We start from the raw sequence: 14,480 nt of genomic DNA on the forward strand, positions 1-14,480 counted from the left end.
GCTCACCCGTCTGTTGCATCGCCGTGAACACTTGACGAATAAAGAAATTCGTTGTGTTATGGAGGTTTTTCGCTTGTTGACAAGCATGCTGGAAATACGGAAACAAGCGATGTCCAGGCTTAATCCAAATTTGAAAGGTTTGGTACACTTTTTCCTCTTTTGACAATGCATTCACCTCCTTTTATGAGTGTTCATAAGGAACGAATGTTCTGTTCCCTACTATTTTATACAATAAAAATGAAAAATACCAAGAAAAAAGAAGCGATTCACCTCTCCACTTATAGAAGTTAGAGTCCTCTCGCTAAAAATGATAGATGTCAGCAATTCATAAAACCAGGAAGATATCTTCCTGGCTAATGCTTGTAGCCGAGCTCCGCTGCCAACACAAGAAACATCGCATGGGACCACAGAAGCGGCACGGCAGGCTGACCTGCTCTCTCGACCCACGCCTTGTAATGATCCGGTGACAGCAAATGCTCCTGCACTTGTTCTGGCAGGCCGCTCTGTTGACGTTGGGAAGCAATCCACGCTGCTATTTCTTCAGCTTCTTCACGCCTGCCCGTATTCACGTAATACCAGCCCAACCAAGCGGATAACAGCAGCCATTGGCCCCCGCCGTAATACGTATCAGCCGGGTAGCGATGCAAACCGTAACCTTGGAGCAGCTCCTCTTCTATGGTCTGCACGGTTCGTACCATGAGCGGATCATCCACGGCGACAACCCCGTACGGCAGCGCCAACCAGAGCAGACTTGCATCCACAGAGTCATTGCCTACTGATTTCATAAATCGTCCATTCACCGTGCCATGTTCGAGGATGAATTGGCGAAGCTCTTGTCCTAGCTGGGCGATCTCGGAAGCCCGATTGGATAAATAAGGCTCCATCGCCTTGACCCCGGCATAAATGGCGCCTAGTGTCACCGGATGGATACGATCTCCTCCCTCTTCCCAGCAATCAAAGTTAGGGAGCTGCCAGCACGCCTTGACATAGTCAATGGTCAGCTCAATGGAGGGCTTCAGCTCTTGAATCAAGTCATGTTCCCCGCTCAGCCGCACATGCCAGGCCAGCCCCCACAGCCATGTTCCGTAGCCGTCAAGCTGAAAGCTCCCCCATTCGCCTGCTACTTCTTCACCCTCTGCTGTATATCGCGTATGCAAAAAGCGGTCGTTCCCCGCATCGTTTCTGTCTAATCCTGCTTGTACGGAAGCAATCGCTGCTCTTGCCTTCGCTTCATGCTTGCGGATCACATAATCACACCATTTATAAAACTTGCGGGCGCTCTCATGCTGGCGGGCACGGTTCATCGCGTATGCACTAAACGTCCCATCACGCAGCCACGCATACTGATAGTGGGCGAATACCGGCGATGCGAGATACGCCCCGGTGTGAGTTTGATGCTGCAAGATCAATTCGACACTTTCCTCAATCAAAGTCATTAGGGTCATGTTCATCCCCCCTTATTCGGACAAGCCGACTTCGTGAAAAACGCAGTGGCTGCTCGTCTTCCGACTATGCTTTAATAGCATATGCAACAGGCGTCCATTCTGAAACCCATTTTGCACGACACAAAGGAAAACCCACTGGATGCCCATATCCAGCGGGTTATGTTCACACTTACTTTTGTGAGGGTACATCGATATTTTCGGATTTCAGGTAATGTTGCAGTTCCTCATAAAAAGTCGGGTTGCAAGCCATCACGCTGCTTTTTTGGTCGTACGGCAGTGGCGTTCCTGTCATGGTCGTCACCCGTCCGCCCGCTTCCTCCACGATAATGCGAGCTGCTCCGAAATCCCACGCATTGAGCTGCATGCTGACGTAGCCATCTAATCTACCTGCAGCGACATACGCCATCTCCAGAGCCGCACTTCCTAACAGGCGCATCCCGCGAACCTTGCCTGCAAGCTTTTTCACGATCAAGTCGATTCCAATCTGCTCTGCATGCTTATTCCAAAATACGCTTGTGCATAACAAAGCTTGCTCCAGGCTCACTGCCCGATTCAAATGTAAGGGACGATCATTGAGAAAAGCTCCTTCCCCTTTTACTGCATAAAACAACTCGTCTCTGGAAGGATCGTAAACCGCCCCAACCATTCCCTCTCCCTTATGGTAAACAGCAATGGATACGGAAAAATTGATCTGCTGATGAACGAAATTGGTCGTGCCATCGATCGGGTCAATGACCCATAGTGTGTCATACTTTTTGTAGTCCTCAACATGGGCACTCTCTTCTCCAAGAATGCCGTGATCAGGGAATCGTGCAAGAATCATCTGAATGACGTGATTCTCCACTTCTTTATCAACGGCTGTAACAAGATCGGAGGCTGATGTTTTATACTCGACGCTAAAAGGCTCCTTCATTCGCTTCAGACTCAGCTCACCCGCTGAACGGGCGCATTGCAGAGCGAGCTCCTTAAGAGCCGCCATTGTTGATTCTTGCACACGTATCGCCACCTAAAACTTGACATATTTTTTCGCAAAGCACGCCCCTTTCTTCTAAAAAGAGAGGCTTCGACGTTTCATTTGAAAATGATGAGACAGCTCGTGCTACAAAACGGCCATGCTATATGATTTAGTGTACCATACTTTACCTGCTGTTACACCACACGTTAACCATGGGGAATGCGCCTGAATTTGCAACGTGATAGGCGCAGGATATTACAGCTTCACTATCGAAAAATTATGATAACGGTAGCCCAGCATTAAGGAGGTCTTCAAATGGCTGAATATTTCATTCGACCTGAGCGATCCACATTGCATGGCTCTTTTTCCAAAGATCTTCCTCCGATCTTGTTTATCCACTCTGGTGATACGGTCCGGTTTGAAACACTTGAGGCAGGTTGGAATGTCGGTCCATTTGCATTGGAAGGAGAGCGGAAAAAGTTTTGCACAAGAGAACATCCTCGTGATAGTGGTCACGCATTAATTGGCCCACTTTATATTCACGGAGCAAACGTTGGGAAAACGTTGGCGATCCAGATCAATGATTTACGTATCGGTAACTGGGGCTGGAGTTCTGGCGGCGGCTTTCCAAGCGTGATCAATAAGCGTTTGGGACTGCATGAAGGGGAAGAGTTCATACTGAATTGGGAGTTGGATGCCCGCACCCTGATTGGTTCCAGCCATCTTGGTCACAAAATCAAGCTACGCCCATTCATGGGGATCATGGGCATGCCAACAAACGAGGATGGCTTTCATTCCACCTATCCTCCTCGCTTCTGCGGCGGAAATATTGATTGCAAGGAGCTTGTCCCCGGGAGCATCCTCTATCTGCCAATTGCCGTAGAAGGTGGACTTTTTTCGGTTGGGGATGGACATGCCGTCCAGGGTGATGGCGAAGTATCTAGTCCCGCGCTCGAATGTCCGATGGAACTGGTTGATCTTACTTTCACTGTGCTGGAGCGTTCCTTATCCTTCCCACGCGCTGAGACATCCACCTGCCTTATCACTTTTGGATTTCATGAGGATGTTCATGAAGCAGCCATGATCGCCTTGGATGGCATGCTCGATTGGATGCAAGAGTTACATCGTTATGAGCGCAAAGAAGCTTTGAATCTGGCGAGCCTTTTGGTTGATCTGAGGATTACACAGCTTGTCAACGGTGTTCGTGGTGTCCATGCCATACTGTCAAAAGACGCCATCCTCCCTTAAACCAACTACATTCGTACCAAACAATAAGGGTGCCTCCCTCGTCATCTCCTGACTGTGGGGACACCCTTCCTTGCATTCGCCTACGTTAGCAGCAGCGAGTTACGCCGCCCTTTTCAAAACGCTCAGTCAATGCGTACATGTAGTACTCACGCTCTGTCATCGGAAATATCCCGGGTGCCCCATGCGTCTCATACCAATGGGCGAGGTAGCGGTCATAGTCGGGCATTCCGAAGATCGTCTTAATCGCGGAGCTCACGCGGCGCATGGCCTTTCGCATAGCCCTTAGCTTGCGCCTCATGCTACGTGATGTCCTTTCCCGTCAAATACATTTCCTTTGGACTTGATGTACGGCGACTCGTGCAACGGATAATGTTTGCCGCGGAGAATATTGATCCACACCCGTGCTCCATCGAGAATGATCCCAATCGTAATCACCATGAAGATCGCACATACAACGGCATCGATCTGGTCGTTGAAGATCATTTTTTGTGCAGCTTCCACCGTTTTTACCCCTTTTGGCAGCGTACCGGCATCCAGTGCCTTTTGGAAAGACTCTGCGTGCGAGAGGAACCCGATTTTTGGATCGGGATGGAATAGCTTTTGCCAGCCCGCTGTCAGCGTAGCAGTCGTCAGCCAAGCCATCGGTACAAGTGTGATCCATGAATATGCGGCTTTGCCCATTTTGAAAATAATCGTCGTCCCCACCGTAAACGCAATCGCGGCGAGCATCTGATTGGCGATACCAAAGAGCGGCCACAGCGTGTAAATGCCTCCCAAAGGGTCCATGACGCCCTGGAGCAGGAAGTATCCCCACCCGATGGTAATAATCGCAGAACCGATGAGATTCCCTGGCAGCCAGTTGACTTCCTTCATTTTCGGAATGACGTTGCCGAGCATGTCTTGTACCATGAATCGACCGACACGCGTACCGGCATCAATGGTGGTCAAAATAAACACAGCTTCGAACAAGATCGCAAAGTGATACCAGAACGCCATTAACGCCTTACCACCCAATACACCAGAGAAAATCGTCGCCATCCCGATTGCCAATGACGGCGCTCCGCCTGTTCGTGAAAGGATCGTCTTCTCTTGAATATCGTTGGCGAGAGTCGTTAATTGATCAGGTGTTACCGTAAAGCCCCAGCCCGTTATCGTCGTCGCAACCTGGGCTGCGTCCACCCCAATCGCCGCAGCAGGAGAGTTGATCGCAAAATAGACGCCAGGAGTCAGCACGCACGCTGCAATCATCGCCATAACAGCGACGCCAGACTCCATCAGCATGCCGCCATAGCCGATCAGTGGCGCATGAGATTCCTTCGCGATCATCTTCGGCGTGGTTCCGGATGATACAAGCGAATGGAATCCAGATACCGCTCCGCACGCGATAGTAATAAACAAGAAGGGGAACAGATTACCTGCAAAGACAGGGCCAGTTCCATCAATGAACTTCGTCAGTGCAGGCATTTGCAATGGCGGCAGTGTCAGCACGATTCCTACAGCCAATACCGCAATCGTTCCCACTTTCAAAAACGAGCTAAGATAATCGCGCGGTGCCAGCAGCAGCCACACGGGCAAAACCGAAGCAACAAAGCCGTACACAATAATCATCCAGGCCAGCTGTACCTTGGAAAACGTAAAGGCTGGTCCCCATGTTGGCGATGCAGCAACGATTTGACCAAGCCAGAGGGAAACGAACAAAAGAGTCAGCCCGATAAGAGAGCCTTCCATTACCTGTCCCGGTCGTATATACCGCATGTACAAGCCCATTAATATCGCGATTGGCAGCGTCATGAATATCGTGAAGGTAGCCCACGGCGATTCAGCAAGAGCGTTAACAACAACCATCGCCAAAACAGCAATCAGGATGATCATAATGGCAATAATTCCGACTAAGGCAAGCGCTCCGCCTACTGGGCCGATCTCTTCCTTAGCAATTTGACCGAGAGACTTTCCATTGCGACGCATTGATCCGAACAGAATGATAAAGTCCTGCACCGCTCCACCGATCACAACCCCGACGATAATCCAGATTGTTCCCGGCAAATACCCCATTTGTGCAGCCAGCGTAGGACCTACGAGTGGACCTGCACCCGCAATCGCAGCGAAATGGTGCCCAAACAACACCCATTTGTTCGTCGGCACGAAGTCTTTTCCATCGTTGTTCACTTCTGCAGGTGTAGCGCGGTTGTCGTCAAGCGCCATTAATTTTTTCGCTATGAATTTGCTGTAAAAACGATAAGCTACAGCATAAGTGCAAAATGCGGCTGTCAGTAACCAGAACGAGTTGACTGATTCGCCTTGCCAGAGCGCTATCATCCCGAATCCGACAGCACCCAATGCGGCTATCCCGCCCCAAATCAGGAGGGAAAGAAGCCATTTCTTCATCCCGCGTCGCCCCCTTGCTATTTATGAAATATTCAGGCAATAAACCTTACAAAAAAGTATCACACCGGACGAATTGGCAAAATAAAAAATGGCTGAACCGTACAAAAACAAGCACAAGCTGCACCATCTTCGTTTGAGTGTAAGCGTATTCAATTTTGAGACGTAGGAAGACTCCGCCGCGAGTCTGATCCACTTTCCTCCACAATATGTTAAAGTTATACACAAATTGGAATGGAAACCAAAAGGAGAATACGCACATGCGACAAATCGGGGGTTACATCATTATCGGAATTGGAGCGATTTTTGTTCTGGCAACCTACCTGAACATACCGCTCGCGATGGACTTGCTATGGCCAGTCTTTCTTCTCATCCCAGCAATCGGGTTCCATATTTTCTTCTTTATGAACCCACAGCCGCATCGTGCTGGATTACTCGTACCAGGCGGGATCTTGCTCGTCTATGCCCCGCTCTTCTTTTTCAGCCAGCTATTTTTTGACGGTGATATGAGTACGACTTGGCCCTTCTTCCTGATCGGTCCTGCCGTGGGGCTTACAGAGCTGTACATATTCGGCAATCGCAAGCCAGCACTCTTGATCCCCATCGGCATCCTCACGGTCATTGCCATCGTCTTTTTGATTGCAAATCTAGCATCGACCCAGATAGGCGGCATCCTTGGCTTGCTCCTGATCGTATTGGGGGGAATTATGGTGACTCGAAAGAAAAATGATAACTATCCCATGTAAGCACATGCAAAACAAAAGAACAGACCAATCCTTCCATCCCAAACTGGATACAGGATTGGTCTGTTTGCTTTTAAAACCCCAGACGTTTCTTCAATTCCTTCACCACATTGCGACTGACAGGCACCTCCGTTTTGCGCTGATCCTGCATGACCAGATGAATCGAACCTTTGAACCAGGGGACGAGTTCTGCCGTTTTGGATAGATTGACGATAAAAGCCCGGTGCGTCCGAAAAAACTGCTGACGAGACAGTCTGCTCTCCAGCTCCTGCAACGTAAACGTGGTGGCATATTGCTCGCATGCTGTATAAATGCTGGCGTATCTACCTTCCAGCGTGGCATAGACGATTTCGTTTGGATCGATCAGCATGATCTTGCCGTTTTTCTCAACAGGAACACGACGTGGCTGTTGATCAACCAGCACATTTTGCAGAAGGGACTGCAATCTTTTCTCCAGCATCGGTGTCGCATCTAATGCAGGCTCACTTTTTCGCATCATTTTCCGCACGCGGTTCATCGTCTTTTCCAATCGCATTTCACTGAACGGCTTGACGATATAATCGACTGCTTCGGCTTCGAATGCCCGGACAGCATGAAATTCATACGCACTCGCAAAGATGATGACAGGCGGATTCACCATGGATTCCAGAAGCTCCTGCCCCACATCGACGCCATCCCGGTCCTGCAAATGGATGTCCAAGAAGACCGCATCCGGTTCTGTCTGAAGCACAGCTTCCAACGCCTCTTCCCCACTGCACGCTTCTCCTACTACGGACACTTCCGAAAACTGCTCCAGCAAATAGCGCAGCTCTTCTCTAGCAGGTGTCTCATCATCGACGATGAACACTTTGAGCACTGACGTTCACCCCAATCGGTAATTGTATGGTGCATGTTGTGCCGTTCCCGCTTTTGCTCTCGATCACGATCCCATAAGGATCTCCATAAATCGATTGGAGACGGCATTTTACATTAGAAAGACCGATTCCTGACAATCGCCGCCCCTCGTTCTTCCCAGCTTGGGCAAGCTCGAATGGGTCCACATCCATTCCGACTCCATCGTCTGCCACTGTCAGTTCTACGATTTGCTTTTCTTTTCGTCGCGCACGAATCACTACGGTCCCACCTTCGCGCTTGGGCAAAAGACCGTGCTTGACCGCATTTTCTACCAACGGCTGCAAAATCAGCCCCGGTACGTTATAACGCTCCACTCCATCCTCAATGTCGTACTTCACATGGAGCTTGTCCCCGAACCGTGCACGTTCAATCGCCAAATACGCTTCAATATGCTCCAGCTCGCGAGCCAGGCTGACATATCCACCAGAGTCATGCAGGTTACGCCGGAAATACTCCCCCAAATGAATCAACAGCTCACGTGCCTGCTCAGGGCGGAAGCGAATAAACGATACGATCGTATTGAGCGCATTGAACAAGAAATGCGGGTTAATCTGTGCATGCAGCGCTTTGATTTCCGCGTCTGCCAAGAGACGGGATTGCTTCTCCAGCTCAGCCAGCTCGAGCTGACTCGATATCAGGTTCCCCAAGCCGCGAACGAGCTCCAGGTCCACAGCCGACAGTTTGCGAGAGCGATCTTGATACAGCTTGAGGACGCCCGCCACTTCCCGTCTACGCATCAAGGGTACGAGGATCGCATGGCGCAAGGAACAATTCGTCTCCCTGCATCCAATCTCTTCCTTGGTCTGAGTAATCTTTACTTCCTTCGTCGATAAAACTTCACGGGTCGCCTTGGTTATGATACCTTCCCCCACTACATGATGAGAAGAGCCTGCGCCAACATGCGCAAGCACAGAGCGCGTATCGGTAATCGCTACCGCTGCTACTCGCGTCGTCCGCAATATTTCCTCCGCTACCTTCTGGGCAGAATCATACGTCAGTCCTTGACGCAAGTAAGACAGCGTTTTGTCCGCTACTTGCAGCGTTCTCTGGGCTTGGAGTGCCCCAATCCGATCTTCTTCCTTTTTTGCCAAGTCAATAATAATGATCAAAATAGCAATTCCGACCGAATTGACGACAGACATCGGTACACTAATGGCCTGCACCAATGCCAATGCGTCTGCATAAGGACGTGCGATGAGCAAAACAATTCCCATTTGGAGCCACTCTGCCAAGAATCCGACGACCAGTGCTGTCGTCCAGCCGATTTCTTTGCTGCGGTTGCGCCGGAACTGATAGATCAATCCTGCAAACAAGCCCTCACTAATGGTCGAGATGGCACAAGCCAAGTCCGTGAAGCCTCCCAATGAATAACGATGTATACCTGCGATCAGACCCGTCATCAGTCCAACCCAAGGACCTGCCAGCAAGCCCGCCACTACCGTCCCAATCACACGGGAATTGGCAATCGCGTCCTGATGCCAGATGCCATTGTACGTGCCCAATATGGAAATGGCGGAAAAAATGACGACCATCAGTGCTTTTTCCCGCCACGTTGCCTGCTGGTTCAATATGCTGCGGAATGCGCGTACACGCGTAAACAGCAAGGCCACCACGATCAAAACGGCCGTCCGCTCTGCCAACGGGATCATTAAGTCTAGATTCATTGGTTCAACCCTTTCCTGTCGATGCTCGATGGATTAGAGATCATTTATACGACTGTTCATATGACTAATCAAAATATTCACTTTTCATCTCCTTTTTCCCTTTATTTGAACCTCCTCCTTCCATATAAAAAAGGCTGCCGAAGTGATTTCGACAACCTGTAAATACCCGCCATTTTTAATATTCGAACTCCAGTACTTTGCATTTTTCCTTCGGCTCAAATCCTAGCTTTGTGCCCAAACGTACCGACTCCTCATTTGTTTCCAGTGTGGTCCAGTGCGGTGTCAGTCCATTTTCCATGCAATGCTCCAGGTACGCCGCGCACGCAAGCGTAGCAAAGCCTTTGTTCATGTCTTCTTCCTCGTACGTTTCCACACTAATCTCATGGTCACGCCCATTTACACAGCAAGACAAGCAGGCACTCACAATCGTATTTCCCTTACATACGCAGTAGCCTACACCCCGCTGCAAGAAATCATCCACAGAATGATAGAATTCTTCTACCACCTCGATCAGGATATCGTCGGGATCGTTTTCAATGACCGATGCATCTATTTTTTTCAACACGTATCCTTCAGGCAGGGGTCGATAGCTTTCCTTTCGTGCTTGGAATTGCGCAGCATTGAACTGGTAGTAATATTCCCAATCCGTTTCAACTTCTCGATGCGAGATCGCTTTGGCAACTGTCTTTTCCCATGCTTCATCTGGCACAACCGCCAGAAAATGAGTGCCCCCGCACGACTCTGTTGTATATGTGCGCAGTTCTCCCTCAATAAACTCACGCAGATTCTCCGTAAACGATTCATTGGCAGCATCCCCGACGAAAATGCTGATCACACCCGTTTGGTCAACCAACGCCGTTCGGGGCTGCTCCACGTCATCTACGTAAATCGCACCTCGATTTGTTCCGTTAATAATCGCGTTCAGGGTCAGATCGTTCACATTATCTGGTGACAGCAACCGTCTAATCTTTTGATAATCCTTTGGCTCCAATCTATGAATCATCGCAAATTCGCCCTTTCTTTCTCTCCTGGTCATCTTCGTGCTTATGCGGCTGGTAGCGGAGCGAAGTCAGCTTGACTCAGCTTCCGCATGAAAGTCGGGTCATGGTCCACTTTCCTTTCCTGGGAGGATTCCAGCTCTGCTGCAAGCAGCACACGCGCGCGGTGTAGACGGGATTTCACTGTGCCTTCGGGGACACCTACGCGCATGGCGACTTGCTTGATCGGCAAATCCTCGTAATAGTGCAGCCAAACAACGATACGCAGCTCAGGCTCCAAGTCCCTCACTGCCTCTGCTATTTCTACCGCCTCATAGGGAGCCTGTACGGATTCTGCCTCTATTTGCAGGGGCGACAGTACAACGGTTGGCATTCGTTTCTTTTTTCGCTGCCATTGCCGGCATTCGTTCACGAGAATCTGAATAATCCATGCTTTGAAATAAGCTGGCTCTCGCAGCGTTCGGATGGCTTTGAACGCTTTGATCACCGTATCCTGCACCACATCGGCACAATCCTCGTTCCGTCCAACGTAGGTTCGTGCCAATCCATACAGGATACGCTCGTACAATTGAATGACTCTAGCAAATGCTTCTTCGTTGCCGTCTTTTGCTAGCTGAACATCTTGTTGAACATCCCTCTTGATGCTCACATTGCATAAGCCTCCTTTTACGCCAATATTTGGTTCTTTTAGTATAGATGATAGAGAAGAGTATATGGTTCATCGAAATTTGATTTTTTTTTGCAATGTCGTGAAAAAGAAAAGACCATCCCTCGTGCGTTTCCGCCTAAGATGGTCTTGTCATCCTTGTTATCTGAATAGACTACAGATTTCCTCTGCGCTCCTGCTCACGCTCCAGCGCCTCGAACAGTGCCTTGAAGTTGCCATTACCGAATCCACGCGCGCCTTTACGCTGGATAATCTCGATAAACAGCGTCGGACGGTCTACGATCGGCTTGCTGAACAGCTGCAAAAGATAGCCCTCGTCGTCTCTGTCGACCAGGACACCCAGCTTTCTCAGCGCCTCGATGTCTTCATCAATTTCCCCTACGCGCTCCTTCAAATCCTCGTAGTACGCATCAGGCACCATGAGGAAATCGACTCCGTTATCACGCAGCTTCGATACTGTGTCGATGATATCGTTGGTCAGGATGGCGATATGCTGTACGCCTGGCCCTTTGTAGAACTCCAAAAACTCCTGAATCTGCGATTTGCGGCGTCCTTCTGCCGGCTCATTAATCGGGAACTTGATGCGTCCTGTTCCACTTTGCATCACTTTGGACATAAGCGCGGAATACTCCGTCGAGATGTCGTCCTCACTGAAATTTTGCACGGCGGTAAAGCCCATGACCTTTTGATAATATTCCACCCATTCATCCATGACCTCGACGTTGCCTACGATGTGGTCTATGCCGATGATTCCTGTGCCTTCTCCTTTAACTGGAGACTGATAAGCTTTATAGCCTGGGAAGAAGGCTCCGTTGTAGTTTTTCCGTTCGATAAAGGAGTGGATGTTCTCTCCGTACGTTCCGATGATCGCCTTCTTGACTGTTCCGTACTCGTCCGTGTACTCAGTCGGCTCCATAATCGGGATCGCTCCACGAGACACTGCCTCCCGGTATGCCTGTTCGCAGTCCTCTACACGCAGAGCAACGTCTTTTACACCGTCTCCGTGCTTTTTCACGAATTCCGCGATGGGGCTGTCAGGCGTTAAGGCCCCACTGATCACGAACGTCATGTGCTTTTGCTTCAAGACGTAGGAAACCTTTTCCCGAGAGCCTGTCTCCAAGCCAGCATAGGCTACCGCTTCAAAACCAAACGCGTTAATGAAATAATGCATCGCTTGCTTGGCGTTCCCTGTATAAAACTCCAGGTAGTCCCAGTCCTGAATCGGGAAAAAATCGGTATTGCTCATTGCCTACCCCTCCGCTTTCCTTTTCGATTATTAACATTATTTTGTGAATTGGGATTATTTTGTCGGTATCTTGAGAGTACATTGGAAGCGCTTCCTCGTGCAAGAACACGGAATAACGCGAAAACGCTCAAACGCTTTCATTTGTTAAAGTACGCTTCCGGGGAACAACTTGATACAAAAAAGCTACTGCCTATTATTGAAAACAAAACGTTTCAGTTCCTCGAGAGGAGTGGCTCCTACGATTGTCGGCAGCGGGCACCGAAAGTGCAGGTGAAAGCACCGACCACTCTTCCACTTGCCCAGGCATCAAATTAACTTTATGATAGATGTATAAAGTCCATAATTGAGGTGTCTCATGAAGTATTCACAGGCAACCGACTATGCACTCCATGCGATGCTTTATTTGGTGGCAGAAGCACCGGATAAACCCGTGAGCGTGCAGCTTTTAGCAGAGAAACTGGGTGTTTCGCAAACGTACCTTTCCAAAATGCTGACGAAGCTGGTCAAAGCGGGGTTAATCCACTCCGTATCTGGCGCAAATGGCGGATACAGGCTGAAGCGCAACCAGGATGATATCTCCTTTTTGGATGTCATTCAAGCGATCGAAGGGACAACCTCCGTGTTTGAATGCAGCTTCAACCATGACAGTGCGTGTCTTATTCAGCAGGTGGTAGCTGACGCCGAGCAGCAAATGGTGCAGTCGCTAAAGAGTAAAAGAATTTCTGACATAGTGAAGCAAATGAAAAAATAACGACATGACGGTTTTGTCGAACCTGCATCCAATGAAAACCTCCGGCCGCATCGACCGGAGGTTTTCTCATGAACTGGATGGTTAAAAAGATGCGAAAGGCGTGAACCTTGATGAATCAATGGACTGAACAAGCCGCCAAGCAATGGGATCAGTTTGCAGAAGACTGGCGGAAAAGAAGCGATCACATGTGGGAAAAAGGCAGTCGCAGCACCATCCTCCCTTTTTTTATGAAGCATGTATCTGCTGGGTCGGGACCTGTTCTCGATGCAGGCTGTGGTGACGGCTATGCCAGCTGCAAGCTTGCGGAGCACGGCTATCAGGTGGAGGGCATCGACATTGCCGGGGAAATGATTCGCCTCGCTCATGACCGGGTCATTTCCTTTCCTGGCTCTGTTCATTTTCAGACAGGGGACATCAGCACCCTTCCTTTTGTCAATGATACGTTTGCAGGTGCGCTCTCGATTAATGTAGTCGAATTCACTCCGTCCCCGCTCAAGGCACTCATGGAGCTTTATCGCGTGCTTGCTCCCGGAGGAATTCTTGTCTTGGGTATCCTCGGTCCTACAGCTGGCCCACGCGCTCATAGCTATCGCAGACTGTATGAAGAGACGACCATCCAAAATACGATGATGCCATGGGAAGCCAAGCAGCTAGCGAGTGAGAATGGCTTCACGTTGCTGGAGGAAGAACCGGTATACAAGGAAGGGATTACGCCAGATATCGCAGGCCGCTTAAGCGTAGAACTGCGGGAGGCTGTCAGCTTTTTGACCTTGTTCGCTTTGCGGAAATAAAATAGAGCCGCATATGCGACTCCTTGTCAATCATTTTTGCACTGAACTCTTGCAGATCTTCATTAACGCTTATATTCAACTACATCTTCCACTGTGCCTGTTCCTTTCTCCAAATTGACATCAATAAAGTGCACTTTGTATTTCGCCGAAGGATTTCCATTTGGATACCAGTAAACGTCAATAAATTGCAAAACATCGTCAACTGTCACACCCGTAGCGGAAATTTCGTATGCACTTTCAGATGGGGTAAAGTTTTTCGCTTTCATAGCCTCTTTTGCTTTTTCAATAAAAGGGGCTGCTTTTTCTTGCGGGAGATCTCTCATTACGACGCCAAGCTCATTGATCACTTTTGCATTTTGCACTGTCGCTGTACCTTTCTCGACATCGACATCGACAAAATGGACAACATACCCTTTTGATTGTTCTTCATCACTCCATAGAACCTGTAAGGTCTTGTTTTTCTTGCTCCCCGAATACGTCACCTTATATCCACTTTTCGGCAACTCAATCTTCTCTGCTTGCAAAGCCTCTTTTGCTTTTGTAAGAAACGGAGCCGCCTGTTTATCTGTCAATTTCAAGAAATCCTTTTCTAGTTCCTTGTCCTCCTGTTTATCCTTTTCATCCTCCCACTATAAAGTAATGTTTTCTCCTGTTTTCTCGCTCATTCTCTGTTTTTTAACTTTGACATCTTAAAGC

Annotated in this window: 14 protein-coding genes and 1 pseudogene; 4 read left to right on the forward strand and 11 right to left on the reverse strand. The window is 49.2% G+C overall.

Features of this window, described 5'->3' with window-relative positions:
• The 3 genes and pseudogenes from AB1L17_RS30540 to AB1L17_RS30550 form a co-directional block, all read right to left on the reverse strand.
• Positions 1-166, reverse strand: a pseudogene (locus AB1L17_RS30540) (RNA-guided endonuclease InsQ/TnpB family protein); the annotation flags it as partial.
• A gap of 187 nt (positions 167-353) precedes the next feature.
• Entirely contained in the window at positions 354-1,436 is a 1,083-nt protein-coding gene (locus AB1L17_RS30545) for a glycoside hydrolase family 15 protein (RefSeq protein ID WP_412848718.1), read from the reverse strand.
• Between the two features lie 178 nt (positions 1,437-1,614).
• Positions 1,615-2,439, reverse strand: a complete 825-nt coding sequence (locus AB1L17_RS30550; protein ID WP_412848705.1) for an inositol monophosphatase family protein — start codon at positions 2,437-2,439, stop codon at positions 1,615-1,617.
• Between the two features lie 276 nt (positions 2,440-2,715).
• Between AB1L17_RS30550 and AB1L17_RS30555 the strand changes: the two genes are divergently transcribed.
• Positions 2,716-3,648, forward strand: a complete 933-nt coding sequence (locus AB1L17_RS30555) for an acetamidase/formamidase family protein (protein ID WP_412848706.1) — start codon at positions 2,716-2,718, stop codon at positions 3,646-3,648.
• 85 nt (positions 3,649-3,733) lie between these two features.
• On the opposite strand, the gene AB1L17_RS30560 is transcribed toward AB1L17_RS30555, so the two are convergent.
• Positions 3,734-3,946 (reverse strand): CstA-like transporter-associated (seleno)protein, encoded by a 213-nt coding sequence (locus AB1L17_RS30560; protein ID WP_412848707.1) that lies wholly within the window; start codon positions 3,944-3,946, stop codon positions 3,734-3,736.
• Positions 3,943-6,033, reverse strand: coding sequence for a carbon starvation CstA family protein (locus AB1L17_RS30565; RefSeq protein ID WP_412848708.1), 2,091 nt, complete (start codon positions 6,031-6,033; stop codon positions 3,943-3,945). The genes AB1L17_RS30560 and AB1L17_RS30565 overlap by 4 nt, the downstream gene beginning before the upstream one ends.
• 257 nt (positions 6,034-6,290) lie before the next feature.
• Here AB1L17_RS30565 and AB1L17_RS30570 point away from each other — a divergent pair, with 257 nt between their 5' ends.
• Positions 6,291-6,776 (forward strand): LPXTG cell wall anchor domain-containing protein, encoded by a 486-nt coding sequence (locus tag AB1L17_RS30570; RefSeq protein WP_412848709.1) that lies wholly within the window; start codon positions 6,291-6,293, stop codon positions 6,774-6,776.
• A 70-nt stretch (positions 6,777-6,846) separates the two neighbouring features.
• On the opposite strand, the gene AB1L17_RS30575 is transcribed toward AB1L17_RS30570, so the two are convergent.
• From AB1L17_RS30575 to hppD, 5 genes are all read right to left on the reverse strand, one after another.
• Positions 6,847-7,629: a LytR/AlgR family response regulator transcription factor gene (locus AB1L17_RS30575; RefSeq protein WP_412848710.1), complete on the reverse strand. Its 783-nt coding sequence runs from the start codon at positions 7,627-7,629 to the stop codon at positions 6,847-6,849.
• Positions 7,604-9,331, reverse strand: coding sequence for an ECF transporter S component (locus AB1L17_RS30580; protein ID WP_412848711.1), 1,728 nt, complete (start codon positions 9,329-9,331; stop codon positions 7,604-7,606). The genes AB1L17_RS30575 and AB1L17_RS30580 overlap by 26 nt, the downstream gene beginning before the upstream one ends.
• 175 nt (positions 9,332-9,506) lie before the next feature.
• Complete coding sequence (locus AB1L17_RS30585) at positions 9,507-10,334, reverse strand: GNAT family N-acetyltransferase (protein WP_412848712.1); 828 nt, start codon at positions 10,332-10,334, stop codon at positions 9,507-9,509.
• Positions 10,335-10,375: 41 nt separating this feature from the next.
• Entirely contained in the window at positions 10,376-10,978 is a 603-nt protein-coding gene (locus AB1L17_RS30590) for an RNA polymerase sigma factor (protein ID WP_412848713.1), read from the reverse strand.
• A gap of 172 nt (positions 10,979-11,150) precedes the next feature.
• Positions 11,151-12,242, reverse strand: a complete 1,092-nt coding sequence (hppD, locus tag AB1L17_RS30595) for a 4-hydroxyphenylpyruvate dioxygenase (protein ID WP_412848714.1) — start codon at positions 12,240-12,242, stop codon at positions 11,151-11,153.
• A gap of 355 nt (positions 12,243-12,597) precedes the next feature.
• Here hppD and AB1L17_RS30600 point away from each other — a divergent pair, with 355 nt between their 5' ends.
• Positions 12,598-12,993, forward strand: a complete 396-nt coding sequence (locus AB1L17_RS30600; RefSeq protein WP_412848715.1) for an RrF2 family transcriptional regulator — start codon at positions 12,598-12,600, stop codon at positions 12,991-12,993.
• A gap of 110 nt (positions 12,994-13,103) precedes the next feature.
• A complete protein-coding gene (locus AB1L17_RS30605; RefSeq protein WP_412848716.1) occupies positions 13,104-13,784 on the forward strand; it encodes a class I SAM-dependent methyltransferase in 681 nt (226 codons plus the stop codon).
• A 62-nt stretch (positions 13,785-13,846) separates the two neighbouring features.
• Here the strand turns inward: AB1L17_RS30605 and AB1L17_RS30610 are convergent, their stop codons facing one another.
• The gene (locus AB1L17_RS30610) at positions 13,847-14,356 is read right to left on the reverse strand and encodes a hypothetical protein (RefSeq protein ID WP_412848717.1); all 510 of its coding nucleotides are present in this window, start codon (positions 14,354-14,356) and stop codon (positions 13,847-13,849) included.
• Between the last annotated feature and the right edge of the window lie 124 nt (positions 14,357-14,480).

The organism is Brevibacillus jepli, from assembly GCF_047229145.1.
Taxonomy (GTDB): domain Bacteria; phylum Bacillota; class Bacilli; order Brevibacillales; family Brevibacillaceae; genus Brevibacillus.